Origin of the sequence: Streptomyces sp. NBC_00009 (assembly GCF_045040855.1) — a bacterium.
GTDB classification, from domain to species: domain Bacteria; phylum Actinomycetota; class Actinomycetes; order Streptomycetales; family Streptomycetaceae; genus Streptomyces; species Streptomyces aureus.
On record NZ_CP108312.1, the window covers coordinates 8,366,517 to 8,381,194 of the forward strand.

The 14,678-nt window shown below is 68.9% G+C and carries 15 protein-coding genes; 8 read left to right on the forward strand and 7 right to left on the reverse strand.

Annotation, left to right across the window (positions count from 1 at the left end; translation table 11 throughout):
- Positions 1-85: 85 nt before the first annotated feature.
- The gene (locus OHA58_RS38110; RefSeq protein ID WP_405484456.1) at positions 86-709 is read left to right on the forward strand and encodes a malonic semialdehyde reductase; all 624 of its coding nucleotides are present in this window, start codon (positions 86-88) and stop codon (positions 707-709) included.
- 194 nt (positions 710-903) lie between these two features.
- On the opposite strand, the gene OHA58_RS38115 is transcribed toward OHA58_RS38110, so the two are convergent.
- Positions 904-1,044 carry a hypothetical protein gene (locus tag OHA58_RS38115; protein WP_405484458.1) on the reverse strand — a complete coding sequence of 47 codons (141 nt, stop codon included), beginning with the start codon at positions 1,042-1,044 and terminating at the stop codon, positions 904-906.
- Positions 1,045-1,191: 147 nt separating this feature from the next.
- Here OHA58_RS38115 and OHA58_RS38120 point away from each other — a divergent pair, with 147 nt between their 5' ends.
- The 3 genes from OHA58_RS38120 to OHA58_RS38130 all read left to right on the forward strand — a co-directional run bounded on the left by OHA58_RS38120 (position 1,192) and on the right by OHA58_RS38130 (position 3,541).
- Complete coding sequence (locus OHA58_RS38120; protein WP_405484460.1) at positions 1,192-1,899, forward strand: hypothetical protein; 708 nt, start codon at positions 1,192-1,194, stop codon at positions 1,897-1,899.
- Positions 1,900-2,408: 509 nt separating this feature from the next.
- Complete coding sequence (locus tag OHA58_RS38125) at positions 2,409-2,873, forward strand: hemerythrin domain-containing protein (RefSeq protein WP_405484462.1); 465 nt, start codon at positions 2,409-2,411, stop codon at positions 2,871-2,873.
- Positions 2,874-3,343: 470 nt separating this feature from the next.
- Positions 3,344-3,541, forward strand: a complete 198-nt coding sequence (locus tag OHA58_RS38130; protein WP_405484464.1) for a lipopolysaccharide assembly protein LapA domain-containing protein — start codon at positions 3,344-3,346, stop codon at positions 3,539-3,541.
- Positions 3,542-3,712: 171 nt separating this feature from the next.
- Here the strand turns inward: OHA58_RS38130 and OHA58_RS38135 are convergent, their stop codons facing one another.
- Entirely contained in the window at positions 3,713-4,282 is a 570-nt protein-coding gene (locus OHA58_RS38135; RefSeq protein WP_405484466.1) for a helix-turn-helix domain-containing protein, read from the reverse strand.
- A 143-nt stretch (positions 4,283-4,425) separates the two neighbouring features.
- On the opposite strand from OHA58_RS38135, the gene OHA58_RS38140 reads away from it, so the two are divergent.
- The gene (locus OHA58_RS38140) at positions 4,426-5,679 is read left to right on the forward strand and encodes a benzoate/H(+) symporter BenE family transporter (protein WP_405484468.1); all 1,254 of its coding nucleotides are present in this window, start codon (positions 4,426-4,428) and stop codon (positions 5,677-5,679) included.
- On the opposite strand, the gene OHA58_RS38145 is transcribed toward OHA58_RS38140, so the two are convergent.
- The 3 genes from OHA58_RS38145 to OHA58_RS38155 all read right to left on the reverse strand — a co-directional run bounded on the left by OHA58_RS38145 (position 5,639) and on the right by OHA58_RS38155 (position 9,581).
- Complete coding sequence (locus tag OHA58_RS38145) at positions 5,639-6,367, reverse strand: type 1 glutamine amidotransferase (protein WP_405484470.1); 729 nt, start codon at positions 6,365-6,367, stop codon at positions 5,639-5,641. The genes OHA58_RS38140 and OHA58_RS38145 overlap by 41 nt on opposite strands.
- 300 nt (positions 6,368-6,667) lie before the next feature.
- The gene (locus OHA58_RS38150; RefSeq protein ID WP_405484472.1) at positions 6,668-8,116 is read right to left on the reverse strand and encodes an amidase; all 1,449 of its coding nucleotides are present in this window, start codon (positions 8,114-8,116) and stop codon (positions 6,668-6,670) included.
- Positions 8,117-8,234: 118 nt separating this feature from the next.
- The gene (locus OHA58_RS38155) at positions 8,235-9,581 is read right to left on the reverse strand and encodes a purine-cytosine permease family protein (RefSeq protein ID WP_405484474.1); all 1,347 of its coding nucleotides are present in this window, start codon (positions 9,579-9,581) and stop codon (positions 8,235-8,237) included.
- Between the two features lie 529 nt (positions 9,582-10,110).
- Here OHA58_RS38155 and OHA58_RS38160 point away from each other — a divergent pair.
- On the forward strand, positions 10,111-10,509 hold the full coding sequence (locus OHA58_RS38160) for a TetR family transcriptional regulator C-terminal domain-containing protein (RefSeq protein WP_405484476.1): 399 nt from the start codon (positions 10,111-10,113) through the stop codon (positions 10,507-10,509).
- 35 nt (positions 10,510-10,544) lie between these two features.
- Here the strand turns inward: OHA58_RS38160 and OHA58_RS38165 are convergent, their stop codons facing one another.
- On the reverse strand, positions 10,545-10,829 hold the full coding sequence (locus OHA58_RS38165) for a hypothetical protein (RefSeq protein ID WP_405484478.1): 285 nt from the start codon (positions 10,827-10,829) through the stop codon (positions 10,545-10,547).
- A gap of 272 nt (positions 10,830-11,101) precedes the next feature.
- On the opposite strand from OHA58_RS38165, the gene OHA58_RS38170 reads away from it, so the two are divergent.
- Positions 11,102-12,223 carry a lipid II:glycine glycyltransferase FemX gene (locus OHA58_RS38170; protein ID WP_405484480.1) on the forward strand — a complete coding sequence of 374 codons (1,122 nt, stop codon included), beginning with the start codon at positions 11,102-11,104 and terminating at the stop codon, positions 12,221-12,223.
- Positions 12,224-12,650: 427 nt separating this feature from the next.
- On the opposite strand, the gene OHA58_RS38175 is transcribed toward OHA58_RS38170, so the two are convergent.
- Positions 12,651-13,082: a hypothetical protein gene (locus OHA58_RS38175; protein WP_405484482.1), complete on the reverse strand. Its 432-nt coding sequence runs from the start codon at positions 13,080-13,082 to the stop codon at positions 12,651-12,653.
- Between the two features lie 363 nt (positions 13,083-13,445).
- Here OHA58_RS38175 and OHA58_RS38180 point away from each other — a divergent pair, with 363 nt between their 5' ends.
- Positions 13,446-14,321 carry a universal stress protein gene (locus OHA58_RS38180; RefSeq protein WP_405484484.1) on the forward strand — a complete coding sequence of 292 codons (876 nt, stop codon included), beginning with the start codon at positions 13,446-13,448 and terminating at the stop codon, positions 14,319-14,321.
- The last annotated feature ends 357 nt before the right edge of the window (positions 14,322-14,678 follow it).

A 14,678-nucleotide genomic window follows, 5' to 3' on the forward strand; every position in this document is an offset into this window, starting at 1 on the left:
GCTCCGCAAACCCCGTCCCCACGGGGTGGTGCCGGGGCGGTCAACCCGCCCCGGCACCACACACAACCGAAGTAAGAGAGAAAAGATGAGCATGACCGACCGCGAACCGCAGACCCTCGATGTCCTCGACGACGCCGGACGAAAGGTGCTGTTCACCGAGGCCCGCACCGCGAACACCTTCGCCGAGGTGGCCGTTGCCGACGACGAACTCGCCATGATCTGGGAACTCGCCCGCTGGTCGCCGAGCGCCGCCAACGGCCAGCCTCTGCGTGTGCTCTTCGTGCGCACCCGCGAGGGCAAGGAGCGACTCGTCCGGCATCTCGACGAGGGAAACAGGGCCAAGACGCTCGGTGCGCCGGCCGTGGCGATCCTGGCGTACGACGCCGACTTCCACGAGCAGATGCCGACAGTCTTCCCGGCCCGCGGCGACATGCTGCGAGCGGCGTTCGCCGACCAGATCGACGCGCGCGAGGGCATCGCGGCCTACAACTCGGCACTGCAGACCGGGGTCTTCCTGCTCGCGGTGCGCGCAGCGGGGCTCGCGGCAGGTCCCATGGCGGGCTTCAACAAGGCCGGCGTGGACGAGGAGTTCTTCGCCGGTACCAGCTGGTGTTCACACCTGGTGGTCAACATCGGTCACCCCGGTGCCGACCCGTGGTTCCCGCGGCTGCCCCGCGTGCCCGTCGAGGACGCCGTCGCCTGGGTCTGACGGCACTGACGCCACTTGGTCGCGCGGGATCCGAAGTCGCGAAGAGTGCCTGAAGGGGCAGCTCGATGAGGGCGTAGGCGAGGAGCGCGCAGGGTACGGCAGCGCCGACCGTCAAGACGCGCTCTCTCTGTGTGTACGGGCCGTGAGCAGCGGGATCAGGAGGAAGAGCGCGAGGCATGCCCACGCCTGCGGGGCTAGTTGAGATCCCAGGCGTACGCGATGGCCTCCATGCCGAAGAGTCCGGCAAACGCGGCGTGCCTTTCAGCATTCGCGAGACGCAGGCGGACAAGCGCCGGCATGTCCTCGCGCTCGGCAGCCCTGACCAAGATCGACATGAGCCCGAGCCTCCCAGCCTGCCCACCCAACCGCAAGGCGCACGGACCAACGCAAGACAGGGCGAACATTGCCCGAGACGGCACTAGCTGCCGTTGCCCCATGGGCGACGTTTAGCGTACCCACCCTGACACTGGCACACTGAATTTGTGCTTCCGCTGATGGCCGCTGTTGATCAGAATGCGTTCTCATCGCTTTCTGCTGCCAGCGTTGTGTCAGCCAGTGCATTGGTCTTCACCGTAGCCTCATTCTGGTGGATCAACGCCAGGCAAGGGCGCCTGGAGACGTGGGAGCCTCATTCCTTTGCAGCGATTTGCCACGGCTCAATGACTCGCCTGCGGCTTCCGCTCGTCTTTCACAACACCGGTGCCAAGCCGATAGTCGTGCAGGATCTCATGCTGAGCTTCCCGGATGAGCCCGCCTCCCATCTGCCGCTCCTATGGACATCGTCACCATCTCGCCTCCAACCCGGGCCGGACGAGGAACAGAAGCTGCCGGCCGGCTTCGTTGTGGCCGGCAGAGAGGCGCAACAACTCTTCATCGAGTTCGAGGCACCGTTTTCTGGGTTGGTTGCGGAGGCCCGTGACTACAAGGTCCGAATCCAAGTGAGGGTTGGCCACCGCAAGGGTTGGCGCTCGCTTCTGACGTTTACCTTGAGGACCACCAACATCATTTATCCCGACCGGTATGCCGTCTACATCAACGCCCCTCTCGACCTGACAAAGGAAGACCAGAAAAAGGCAGATGCTGCGCTCCTGGAGCTGTTGGAGGGGCAGGAGAAGGGCCCTTCCACCAAGGGCGAGACCAAGCGGCGAGACTCTACGAACGACGAGGGCAACACCGGCACGGATCTCTAGAGCGCGAAGACGGTCCCGGGCTTCGCCGTGGCAAATGTGTCGGCGCCCCGCCCGCCACCGAGAGGGAACGCGCGCCGATGCGCTAGCGCGTACTGCGGGATGCTGGCTCAGACGCCCGGTCCGACGCGCGATCGGATGGCGTGCCGGATGTTGTGAGGGGCGGCTTGTGGCCGGAGCTTGCCAGGCTCCGGCCCGCGAGCGGTCACCCCGGTCGGAGCGCGAGCACGCGGTCGGCCAAGCTGTCTACCCAACTGGGTCGTGGCGGTGCTGCGGGTGATCGGTAATCCACGTCAATGCGGTCTGGTGGCGAGAGCGTCGAGCTGATGGTCGTCGAGCACGGAGAACATCCCTGGGCTAGAGGCTGCGGGCCCTGATCGCCCTGGCGCCGGAGCTCGTGAACGGGGAGACAGCTACTGCTGTCGTCGTTGGCTGGGGCACATGGGTGAGCACGGGAGCGGCGCCCGCCCCGACGGCGCGGGAAGTCGGACGCGGGCGTCTGTGATGGGTCTATGTGCCATTACTGCGGTTGCCGTGAGATTCCGCTGATCAAGGAGTTCATCGCCGAGCATGAACGGGTTACCGACGCGGCCGGGGACGCGGTGCGGGCGCTGGAACGTGGTGATACGGCGGCCGCGCGGGAGCTGGTCGACGTGATGTCACGGGAGCTGGCCACGCACTGGCAGGGCGAGGAGGGCGGTCTGTTCGCGGTGATGCGGGATGATCCGGAATACACGGACTACATCGATGCGCTGGTCGCCGAGCACCGTGAGCTGGGCGCGCTGCTGCCCGCCCTGGATCTCGCGGACCCTACCGATGTACGCCGTTCAAGGGTGGCGGCCGACGAGCTGCACCGTCACATCGCCAAGGAGGAGGACGGCCTCTTCCCGGCGTCGCTGACGGCGCTGTCCGGCGACGAGTGGGACGCGTCGATGGCAGCGTGGCGCGCCGCGCATCCGCAGGAGAAGCAGGGGTAGACCCAGCGTCGAGGCGAGCGGTTGCCCACCGCGCGTGCAGGTGCGGCGCGATGAGCGGGGCGGAGACGAGGAAGGGAGTACCGGTCAGCTGCTCACTCCCGCCGAACGCGATTGACGAACCTCCCTGTGGCCCGTACGGCTCCGGGGTGCTCGGGTCCGTGAGGTGAGGACTTTGCCGGGGGCCTGACCGCCGACGGCATCGCTCTGCTCACCGCGCGTCGTCCACGCGGTCGTCCAGCCCGCTGAACGCAATCAAGCCTGGTGCGGGGCGCGGCAGGAAAAGGCTGCCATCCGGTTGCCGACGACGCATTTCTTCCGAGGTGGGCCTTGGCCTCGACGGGCGATGAGGAGACTCCGGTTGAAGGTGCGAGTCGCCCTGTCGGCGTAACCCTCCGATAATGGATGGCATGTCTCCGAACACCGCAAAGAAGGCACATGGGCCGTCGACTGTGACGGTCAAGGGGCGGGACATGCGGTTGCGTACCATCGGATTCGTGGTACTCGCGGGCCTGGTGGTCTGGTTCATCGCGGCCAACACGGGTTCGGTCACGGTCCGCATGTGGATCCCGAGGGTCGCGCTCCCGCTGTGGACCGTCCTCACCGTCACCCTCGTGGTGGGTCTGGTCCTCGGTCTGATCATCGCCCGCCGCCGCGCTAGGCGGTCCTGACTGGGCGCTTGGTCCATGGGCTGGCGTAGTCGAGTCGGCTGAAGCTGGGGGCCTGGGAGGGGAGAAGTGTCCCGCGGGTCTGCCGTGCATGTCGGCCCGTCCGTGCGGCTGCTGCCCCTCCGCGCCGCTTACGGTCCGGGCGTCGGAGCCGTAGTGAGTGCGAGTGCGCCTCTAAGCCCCTTCCAAGGAAGGATCCTTCGAAGACGCGCTCTTCGGGTACCGGACGAAGAGGACGCCCTGGACCTCGCCGTCCGGTGCGCTGTAGAAGTGAGGGACGTCGGCCGGCCAGTGGGCGTGACCGCCAGGTCCGGCCGTCTGTGGCGCGTCCAGCAGCCCGACGACCGCCGTTCCGGAGAGCACCATCAGGCTCTCCGTGGTGTGCGGGACATGTGCGGCCGACTCTTGGGTCGCGCCGTCGGCGATGGTGACGCGGAAGACGTCGGTGGCCGCGCCCTCGTCCTCGTAGCGCTCCAGGAGAACCGCGGTGACGGCGCTGCCGGAGACTCCGCCCGCGCCCGCCGCGACGCCGGGCGGAGGGTCGCCGAGGACGGCGCTGACCGGGCGGCCGAGCGCGGTGGTCAGGGCGTAGAGCGTTTCCAGGGTGGGGTTGCGCCGACCCGTCTCGAGTTCGGAGAGCGTGCCCTTGCCGACGCCTGAGCGGCGCGCGAGCTCCGACAGGGACAGGCCGGCGTCCTGCCGCAGCCGCTTCAGCCTGCGGCCCACCTCGTCGTTCAGACCCATCTGCCCGGTTCCGTCCGTTTCTGCGCCCGTCGGCGCTTTGACGTGCCGCCACCTGCGTCCTTAGTGTTCCACAAACAGAACGTTCCGTTTACAGAACACCCGAAACCCGCTCTCCCGCACCCCTTTTCGGAAGTGATGCCCGCATGTCCCCGCTCGCCCGTATACGCGCCACCGCACCGCCCTCGGCCGTGGCGGCGGGGCTCATCGCGGTCACCGTCGGCGTGACCAGTGCCGCTGCCATCGTGTTCACCGCGGCCAGGGCCGCCGGGGCGGACGCGCGCGAGGTGTCCTCGTGGATGCTGGCGCTCGGCGTCGGGATCGCCGTGACCTGCGTGGGCCTGTCGCTGCGGCACAAGGTCCCGATCGTCACCTCCTGGTCGACACCGGGAGCCGCGCTTCTCGCCACGAGCCTGAGTGGGGTGTCCATGGAAAAGGCCGTGGGCGCATTCGTGTTCAGCGCCGTGCTGATCATGGTGAGCGGTCTGACGGGGTGGTTCGCGCGGATCATGGACCGGATCCCGGTGCCGCTGGCATCGGCGCTGCTCGGTGGTGTGCTGCTCGAGTTCGGGACGGGGCTCTTCTCCCAGATGGGCGGCAGTTTCGCGATCGCCTTCCCGGTGTTCGTGCTGTACCTCCTCGGGCGTCGGCTGCTGCCGCGCTACGCGGTCCTCATCGCGCTCGGCGGCGGCGTCGTCGCCTCCGTCCTCACCGGGGGATGGCATCTGGAACGGGTCCGACTGTCGCTCGCGCAGCCGGTGTTCACGGCTCCCGAGTTCGACTGGAAGGTGCTGGTCAGCGTCGGCGTGCCGCTGTTCGTCGTCACCATGGCCTCGCAGAACCTGCCGGGGGTCGCCGTGCTGCGCGGGTCCGGCTACGAGGTGCCCGTCTCGCCGGTCCTGACGTGGACGGGTGCCGTGCAGGCGGTGCTCGCGCCGTTCGGGGCGTTCGGCATCAACCTGGCGGCGATGACCGCCGCGATCTGCACCGGCGACGGGGCCCACCCCGACCGGCAGCGGCGCTACCTCGCGGCCGTGTGGGCGGGTGTCTTCTACCTGTGCGTCGGCCTGCTCGGCGCGACCGTCGCATCGCTGCTCACCGCGATGCCGCACGCGCTCGTCCTGGCCGTCGCCGGGGTCGGCATGCTCGCCACGATCGAGGCGTCCCTGGCCAGTGCCCTGTCAGATCCCGGATCCAGGGAGGCGGCCGTCGTCACCTTCCTCGCCACGGCGTCCGGTGTGACGCTGCTCGGTATCGGATCCGCGTTCTGGGGGCTGCTCGCGGGTGTGCTCACCAGCCTCATCGTGTCGGTGGGACGGCGGCGAGGGGCCGCCGCGTCCGCGCCCGCCCCGAAGCCGGTCACGGCAGCCTCGCGCACACCTGAGCGAACCTCCGTGTGAACACCGACCACGCCGAGACCGCGGCGCCCTCGTCGGCCACGGCCTCGGCGTGCAACCGGTCCCTGTCAAAGCCCTGCCGGGCCAGCCGCTCCCGGTCCCACCCGGCGATCCGGTCGGCCTCCGCCTCAGGGTGAAACTGCACACCCCAGGCCCGCGCCCCGACCCGGAACGCCTGGTGGGGACAGGCCGCGCTGGACGCCAACCAGGCGGCGCCCGGCGGGAGTTCGGTGATTGCGTCGACGTGCCGCTCGATCGCTGGGGCCGTCTCGCCGAGCCCGTACAGCAGCGGATCGTCGGCGGCTTCGGGCCGCAGGCGTATCTGTGTGCTGCCGAACTCGGGCTGCCCATGATTCGCTCGTACGCTGCCGCCCGCGACCTGTGCGAGCAACTGGCCACCGAGGCAGATGCCGAGCAGGGGCGAGCCGTCGTCCAGCGCCTGTCCGACGAGCCGGCGCGTGGCCGGGAGCCAGGGCGCGCGCTCGTCGTCGTCCGGCAGGAAGGCGCCGCCGAGCACCAGGAGCGGCCTGCCGTCGAGCGCCTCGGGCAGAGCCTCACCCTCGTAGGGACGCAGCACTTCGAAGCCAAGTCCCGCCTCGCGCAGCCAGGCCCCGACCCGGCCGGGACCGCCGCTCCGCGTGTTCTGCACAACCCAGGCGGTCGGCGGGCCCGGTGCATACGAGGGTGTCATCGCCTCAGCTCCCTTGCTCGGCATCTGCTTTCGCTGCGTTGACCTCTACGTTGATCAAGGCAGCAGATCAGGGTGCGATGCGCGACGTCAACGGTTAGTCGGCCGCCCTACTCCGAGGGTCATGTCCCTCGCAGCCGCCGCGACCTGCTTCGCCGGGCGACCCGCCACGGCCGAACGCAGCCTGTCCGCGCACCTTGGCGCGGTCATCCGCATCGGACCTTTCCTGATGCCGAAGGCGTGACATCACACCACGTTGCCGAGGGGTCGGTCGCTGGCGATCGGCCCCCTCGGGCACTGCGTTTACCGTCCCGCCCGGAGCGGCGGTCGGATGTGGGACCAGGGGGTCGCCTCCTCGTAGGCTGCGCAGGCGTCGAGGAGCTGGGCGTCGGCGAGATGCCGGCCGATGAGATGGAGGCCGACCGGGCGTCCGTCGGCAGTCTGGCCGGCCGGGATGCTTGCCGCGGGGAGGCCTGCGAGGTTGGCGAGGGGCGTGAAAGAGGTCCAGTGGTCGGCGTCGACCATCCGGCCGTCGATGACTTCGGGCCCGTGGAATCCCACCGGGAAGGCGGCGGTGGACACGGTCGGGGTGGCGATCAGGTCGTAGTCGGCCATCAGCCGGGCGAGCCGGTTGGCGACGCGCTTGCGCATGATGTTCGCGTCGGTCAGATGCTCGGCGGTCCACGGGGTACGGAGGAAGTCGAGCAGCCGCGGCGACATCGTGTCGCCGTACCGCTCGGCGAGGGCGCGCAGGCCGGTGAGGTCGGTATCGGCCGCGATGACGGCGCCGAAGGTCGCTTCGTAGTGGGGGAGTTGGAAGTCCGGCTGCTCGACCTTGGCGCCCAGGTCGCGCTCCAGAACCGACACGGCGGCGTCCGTGATGCTGCGCACCTCGGGGTCGACCGCGATCCGGCCCAGGTCGGGGCTGTAGGCGACGCGCAGTACGGGAACCGGGCGGCGGCCGGTCCAGTCGACGTCGCCGCAGGGGATGGAGTGCCGGTCTCGGGGGTCGGGCCCGGCCAGTACGGACAGGACCAGTGCCGCGTCCGCGACTGAGCGGGTCAGCGGGCCGATGTGTTCGATCGACTCCCAGCCGGAGACGCCCGGGTAGCGGTCGTCTCGGCAGCCGGGGTAGACGGGCACGCGCCCCATGGACGCCTTGAAGCCGAACAACCCGCACAGTGCGGCGGGGATACGGATGGATCCGCCTCCGTCGCTGCCGAGGGCGACCGGGCCGAGCCCAGCGGCGACGGCCGCTGCGGAACCGGCACTTGAACCGCCGGGCGTGAGGTCCGTGTTCCAGGGGTTGCGAGTGGTGGGAAACAGAGGGTTCTGGCCCACCGGTCCGAAGCCGAACTCGGAGGCGTTGGTCTTGCCCAGCACGACCGCGCCCGCGGCCACGGCGCGCTCGACGACGATGTCGTCCTCGTCGGGTACGAAGTCGCGGTACGCGGGGGAGCCGGAGGTCGTGCGAATGCCCTTGGTGGAGATCAGATCCTTGACACCGAGCGGGACCCCGGCGAGCGGGCCGGGATCCCTCCCGGCAGCCAAGTCGTCGGCCACGCGCCGGGCTTGGGCCCGCGCGCGATCAGGGACGAGCGTGCAGAACGCGTGCAACTGCGGATCGACCGCCTCGATGCGGTCCAGGACCGCGTCGGTGACCTCAATGGGAGACAGCTCGCCGGAACGCACTCCGGCTGCTGTCTCCGTGGCGGTCAGGTTGCAGATTTCGTCGCGTTCCGCGGCGTTCACAGGGGTCTCCTTCTGCGTGGGGGTGGGTGGTTCAGGTGTGATGCGGTCAGGGGGCGGCTCGCCATGCGAGGGGCCGACCCGCCCGCCCGCACGGTGCACCGAGTCCGGTGTGCGCTCGCTACACCGATGTGGCGGGGTCCGCGTGTTGGACGGTGGGCCTGCGGCGCATGACGGTTTCGGCGACCGCGTACACGCCGGCCGCCGTGATCATGCCGACCACCGGGTCCACGAGTTCGGGCAGCGTGTAGTGAGTGATCGCCGCTGTGGCCGCTCCGGCTGCCCAGGAGGCGAGGGCGGTGGCCCGGTACGTGCCCGCGGGCCGGTTGCCCATCCGGTCTCGCAGCAGCCGATCGGTGATCAGTACCGCTCCGATCGGTGGCACGAAGACGCCGAGCAGGTTGAGCCAGTTGAGGAAGTAGCCCCATACGCCGCTGAGGGCGAGCGTCACACCGACGGTTCCGAGGACGAGAGTGAGGGATCGCATCCGGACCGGGGTGAGGGCCGACCAGCCGACGGCACCGTTGTAGAGGCAGTGGGAGGCGACGGAACCGAGGTTGACGAAGACGAAAAGCACGGCGATGGCCGTGAGCAGAGTGCTGTGACCGGTGAGCAGGTTGAGGAATCCGCCGCCGTCGGTGGCGGGGTTGGCGGTGCCGCCCACCGCCACGACGAGGCCGCCGGCAGCATTGGCGAGGAAGTTGGCGAACGGGAAGGCGGTGAGCGTGGCGAGGACGGCGGACCGGCCGTCCTTGGACCAGCGCGTGAAGTCCGCCGTCATGGTGCCCGAGTCGGCGAATCCGGCGATGACGATGGCGACGGCGCCACCGAAGCCGAGGGCGGTGCCCGCACCTTCGTATCCGAAGGTGTCCGCCAGTGAGGTGTGGGCGTCCAGGCCGTAGGCCAGGGCCACCACCGTGAGCACGAGGAACAGGGGCATGGCGATCATCCCGATGAGGGAGAGCGCCCGGATCCCGGCCATCGTCAGGAGCGTGTACAGGACGCCGCCGACGGCCGCGCCCGCCAGGGCGGGCCAGCCGAGGGCTCCACTGAGGGTGGTGCCCGTGAGTCCGACCTGGAAGGAGAACCAGCCGATGACGACGGTGGCGAGCAGCCCTGCGGGCAGGTTGCGGCCCCGGCTGCCGAAGGTGTCGGCGGTCAGCAGGGCGAAGTTCTTCCCGGTGCTGCCCGCGTGGTGGCTCAGCGCACCGACGTAGGCGAACAGCACCAGATTGCCGACCAGGATGGCGAGCAGCCCCTGGGTCAGGCCGAGGTTGTAGACGATGACTCCGCCGAAGACCGCGCTGCCCAGGTTCATCGGGAAGCCGAACCAGGTGGCGGCGACGGACGGCAGACTGCGGCGGGCCGACGCGGGGACGGGTGTGTGCTCGTACTCCTCGGAGTGGGACGAGGGGCGGGTGTTTCCTTCGGGCCTTGCTGGTGCTTCGGGGCGATGTGCTGTGGTCATGACGCCTCCGTGCTGGCAAAAGAGACCTGAGGACGGTTGTGGGCACGCGAGCGTGCGAAGGGGAGAACGTTCCATGGGCCGACCGGGGTGACGTGTCCTTCACCGCCAGCCGGTCAGCCTCCTTGACGTCGGTGTTCCGCGCTATGGCATCCCAAATACTGTGGGCGCTTCAGGTGCGCGTCAAGAGTTTGGTATACCGTAACTGCAGGTTTTTACGAGGAGGGTTGAGCCGAAACGGAACCGCAACCCGCCCCTTGCCCGGCGAGAACGGCGGCCCCGGCGAGCTGACGAGCGGCTCTGCTGACTGCAGGCTCACGCGCAGGCGTCCTCCCGGCTGCGGCCCCTCGTTGTGACTTCGCACTTGGGTCGGCCTGGTAGGGCATACGGTCGGGGGAGCGCCGCGAAGTGGGGGGCGAGGCCATGGCCGGTTCGTGTTCAGAGGGAGGCTGTCGATATCTGCCCCTACAGGCATCGGCGAGCCGAGCTTGCAGCCGTGCGCCGGAGCGCGCGACGGCATCCGTTCGATTGCGTGGTCGATACCAGGAACGCCGTACTCGCATGCCACACCCCGCCGACGGCCCCAGCGAGACGATGGAGGCAGCGCCCGGGAGCCGCCGCGTCCATCGGCGACCGGGGCGCACTGTCCGCGCTGCGCCAACTCTGCCTGGAAGTCATGCCGTTGGACGACACGCGACGTCAGGAGGCCTCTGTGGTCATCGCCTTCGCCGATCGCACTCAGTACGACGTGCGGATGGCGGCAAGGTACCGGACGGCGGTCGGACAGTGGAGGGAGCAGATGCGCATGTATGTCCGCCAGGCCCGGGTCGCCGGCGAGATCACCACCGGTAGACCGGACGCGCTCGTCGTCGACACCCTGCTGGCCATGGTCGTCGGATTCCAGACGGCGAACTGCTTGACAGCGCGGTAGGTCACCCCGAGCACATGCGGCGCTTCCTTGCCCCTCTACTTGGCTACGATCAGGTCGGAGATCGCATCGATGTACCGGTCCGTCGCAGCGTCCTCGGGTATGTCGTCGCTGGCCATGACGTCCATCAGCGCGAGCGCGCGCTCGATCGGGTCCTCGGAGATGGTCGCGTACGGGTTGACGGCTACCCGGCCGTCGGGTTCGAGGTGGTAGCCCTCGCCGATCCGGATGGGGTTCCACTGCATCGAATGCAGCACAGTCTCCGTTCCCCTGATGCGGTGCAGGCCGAGGCGCTCCCGCCCGCGCCACGCGAACCTGGCCACGCCCGCCTTACTGTTCCGCTCGAGCGTCCGCCGAAGGAGAGTGGATCGAAGGGCTCCGTGTCAGTCTCGCCGGCGCGCAGTCCAAGGCCCGTCAGGTCGACACCACAACTCCCGGCCGGCTGGTGAGCCTTGGCATGCACCCAGCTGGCGGAAGAACCCATGACGCATGGTGAGAGGCTGTGCCATATCCCGTGAATGGTGACATTCTGTGAGGCCTGGGTTCGTGCAACGTGCCTCAGTAGGGTGGCGCGTCGAACAGAGGAGCGCTGCGCATGAGCTATCGCCTGAAGGCGATCACCCGCGACGAACATCTGGCCTTCGTCGCAGCCCAGCCGTCAGTGAGCCACATGCAGGTTCCGGCCTGGGCGGATGTGAAGCCGGACTGGCGGGGGGAGAGCCTGGGCTGGTTCGATGAAGGAGGCAGCCTCGTTGGTGCCGGGCTGGTGCTGCTTCGGCCGTTGCCGAAGTTGAAGAAGTACCTCGCCTACCTGCCTGAAGGCCCTGTCATCGACTGGACAGCGGCGGATCTGGACCAGTGGCTTCAGCCGATGCTCGCGCACTTGAAAGCACAGGGCGTCTTCTCCGTGAAGATGGGGCCGCCTGTGGTGCAACGCCGCTGGAGCGCCGAGGCTGTCAAGGCTGCGATCGCTGACCCGCAGGCCACAAAGTTGCGGGATGCGCAGGCCACCATGCAGGAGCCGCAGGCCTTGGACCTGGCCGACCGGCTGCGCCGGATGGGTTGGCAGCAGAGTGAGTCTGGCGGTGAGGACGGCTTCGCCGCAGGCCAGCCGCGCTACGTATTCCAAGTTCCTTTCAAGGGACGATCGCTGGAAGAAATCGAGCGCGATCTCAACCAGCAGTGGCGACGCAACATCAAGAAGGCCGAGAAGGCCGGCGTCAAAGTGGTCCAGGGCGGCTACGACGACCTGCCCGCGTTCCACGCAATCTACGTCGAGACTGCCGAACGGGACCAGTTCATCCCGCGCCCACTGGCCTACTTCCAGCGCATGTGGACCGCGTTGCAGGCCGAGGACAACAACCGCATGCGCCTCTACCTCGCCCACCACGAGGGAGAGGTACTCGCGGCCGCCACGATGCTGACCGTCGGCGAGCACGTCTGGTACTCCTATGGTGCCTCGACCAGTCGTAAGCGTGAGGTCCAGCCCAACAACGCCATCCAGTGGCGAATGATGTCCGATGCCTACGAACTCGGCGCCGGCATCTACGACTTCCGTGGCATCACCGACACGCTGGAGGAGGACAACCACCTCCTCGGTCTGCTCCGGTTCAAGGTCGGCACCGGCGGACAGGCCGTTGAATACCTGGGGGAGTGGGACTTCCCGCTCAGCAAGGTTCTGCACAAGGCACTCAACCTCTACATGTCCCGCCGCTGACATCGCCCCGCGCCGCAAGCCGACCCCGGATCTCCGACCTCAATTGGCTCCAGTTGGTTCTGAGTTCAACTCCGGCCCGAAGCGGCCCCGTCTCCAACCTGCAGGGCGAGCCGGCTCGCCTGCAACGCCCGGCCGGTACGCCCGGCCGGTGCCGTGCGCCTGACCCGGCTCATCAGGCCGCTTGCACTGACAGCACGTGTGCGGCGCCAGAGTCACGACCATGGCCTGCAGGCCTCGGGGCACGTCTCGGATGTCCCGCATGCCGCATGCCGCATGCCGCATGCCGTGCGGAGCGGAGCGGAGCCATTAGCTTTGGCCAGGACCTCTTACCGCCATCGTGCCCCATCGGCCACATGCCGCATGGCCCGGACAACGCCGACGCACCGCCACTCGCCCCGGCTCCCGCCCGGCATGCCTCCGCCCCGGTTCACCGACCGGCGCTGGTCGTGGGAGAGAACCTGGTCAGCGACCACACGATGAGGAGATCGAGGGCCATGACGGTGATGGACCAAGCGGGGTAGTACGGAATGAACATGAATTGGGTGATCAGGCTGATCGCCGCCACGGCGATGCCTGCCCCGCGCCCCCAGGTCTTGCCGGCCGCAACCCCTAGGCCGGCGACGACGAGGGCCACGCCGATCACAAGATGAAGCCAGCCCCACGCGGTCAGATCAAACCGGTAGGCGTACCGAGACGACGCGAACACGGTGTCGCCTGCGATGCCGGATGCGCCCAGCAGAATGCTCAGCGGCCCGCTCACCAACAGAGTGACCACGGCGAACAGGGTCGCTCCGGTGATCGTTTCGCTGCTGTCGGGGCTCTCCGGTCCTCGCGGCACCTTGTTGGGCATTGCTGCCATGCCGTGGCCTTCCTGTCCGGCGCGGCGACTGAGGGACACCGCCTGTGCGAGGCCGGCCGCGCTCCTGTGCCATCTTCACCTCAGTCCTGCGGCGTCGCGACTGCAATCCGCCATGCGCGGACCTCGGGCTCCTACCGCCGGTGCTCGGCCTCATGCCCTTGTCATCCACACGGCCTCCGCCCTGTCGCACGCGTGGCGACGCTGGCCGCGGTCTCGTGGCTGCTGCTCGGGGCGACGCGGACGCCGTCGCGCATTCAGCAGTTTGGGCAGTGGGCGCCATGCGCTGCCGCCCAGTCCTGTGGCAGGGACGCGTCGGCGGGGTCAGGCTGGGAGCAGGGGGCCGAGTCAATCATGGGAGGCGCCGTGGGCAACCTGGTCGTCGTGGGGGTGGATGGTTCGCCGTCCAGCCTCGCAGCGGTGGAGGTGGCGGCTCGAGAAGCGCGATGGCGGCGTGCCGAGCTTCGAGTCGTGTATGCCCTCTGGCCAGTGATCACGCCCGGGCCCGTGCGGATGGCCGCTGCGCCCTTCGGCCCACCCGAGGGAGTGTTGCCGGACGAGGTCGAGAGCGCGCTGACCGACGCGCTGCATCGTGCTGCCAGCGTGGCACCTCAGGTGGAGATCACCCATGACGTGGCGGCCGGCGAGGCGCTGACGGTGCTGGAGGCTCAGTCGCGTGATGCGGATCTGGTGGTCGTCGGTTCCCGGGGCAGGGGAGGCTTCGTCGGGATGCTGCTGGGATCGACGGCGGTTTACCTGACTGCCCACGGCCACTGTCCGGTGATGGTGGTACGCGGGGAACCGGACGCCGCCGGGCCGATCGTGCTGGGCGTCGACGGGTCGCAGGCCGGCGAGGAAGCGGTCGATTTCGCGTTTGCCGAGGCCGCGCTGAGGGGTGCTGAAATCGTCGCCCTGCACGCATGGACGCCGGACAATGTGCCCCTGCCGCTGGCTCCGCCGCAGTTGGCGGACGTGCCCCAGGCGGGCACAGCCGCCGAGAACGAGGAACGTCTGTTGGCCCAGGCACTCGCGGGTCGTCAGGAGAAGTACCCGCAGGTCCCGGTCAAGCACGAACTGGTGCTCGGCGTGACCCACGAGGCGTTGATCGAAGCGAGCAGGACCGCCCAGCTCGTGGTCGTCGGGGCCAGGGGGCGGGGTGGCTTCACCGGGTTGCTCCTGGGATCGGTCAGCCAGGCACTGGTGCAACAGGCTCACTGCCCTGTCACCGTCGTCCGCGGGTGACGCGCTTTCCCTGAATCGGCCTATCGCCACGGGGAATCGGCCCATCGCCACGGGCCTGTGCGTGCCGAGGAGGCAGGCTGCGTATGGAGTGCATGACGAGCGCGCGGGCACGGATCGCGGCGTGCCGGGTCGGTGACGGCGCGAGTCTCGCTGCGACGGGCGGACCCGAGGAGGTGGCGCGGGAGGCGGAGCCGCTGGCCTTTTGCTGACCACCACCGGCAGCGGCCGGGTACGGCTCGGCGACCTCGCCGCGGCCGAAGCATCCCTCGAGGACGCGGCGGCGCTGGTCGGCGAGGCTGCCGCCGGGCGGTCGTCACGGTCGAGGCCGGGGAGGCACGGAGCGCGCACCTCAGCCCC

What these genes read in the sequence shown, in the direction of transcription:
- OHA58_RS38130 (WP_405484464.1), top strand. Translation starts at nt 3,344, where the DNA reads ATGCGGTTGCGTACCATCGGATTCGTGGTACTCGCGGGCCTGGTGGTC.
- OHA58_RS38170 (WP_405484480.1), top strand. Translation starts at nt 11,102, where the DNA reads ATGAGCTATCGCCTGAAGGCGATCACCCGCGACGAACATCTGGCCTTC.
- OHA58_RS38125 (WP_405484462.1), top strand. Translation starts at nt 2,409, where the DNA reads ATGTGCCATTACTGCGGTTGCCGTGAGATTCCGCTGATCAAGGAGTTC.
- OHA58_RS38155 (WP_405484474.1), bottom strand. Translation starts at nt 9,581, where the DNA reads ATGACCACAGCACATCGCCCCGAAGCACCAGCAAGGCCCGAAGGAAAC.
- OHA58_RS38145 (WP_405484470.1), bottom strand. Translation starts at nt 6,367, where the DNA reads ATGACACCCTCGTATGCACCGGGCCCGCCGACCGCCTGGGTTGTGCAG.
- OHA58_RS38115 (WP_405484458.1), bottom strand. Translation starts at nt 1,044, where the DNA reads ATGTCGATCTTGGTCAGGGCTGCCGAGCGCGAGGACATGCCGGCGCTT.
- OHA58_RS38110 (WP_405484456.1), top strand. Translation starts at nt 86, where the DNA reads ATGAGCATGACCGACCGCGAACCGCAGACCCTCGATGTCCTCGACGAC.
- OHA58_RS38175 (WP_405484482.1), bottom strand. Translation starts at nt 13,082, where the DNA reads ATGGCAGCAATGCCCAACAAGGTGCCGCGAGGACCGGAGAGCCCCGAC.
- OHA58_RS38140 (WP_405484468.1), top strand. Translation starts at nt 4,426, where the DNA reads ATGTCCCCGCTCGCCCGTATACGCGCCACCGCACCGCCCTCGGCCGTG.
- OHA58_RS38135 (WP_405484466.1), bottom strand. Translation starts at nt 4,282, where the DNA reads ATGGGTCTGAACGACGAGGTGGGCCGCAGGCTGAAGCGGCTGCGGCAG.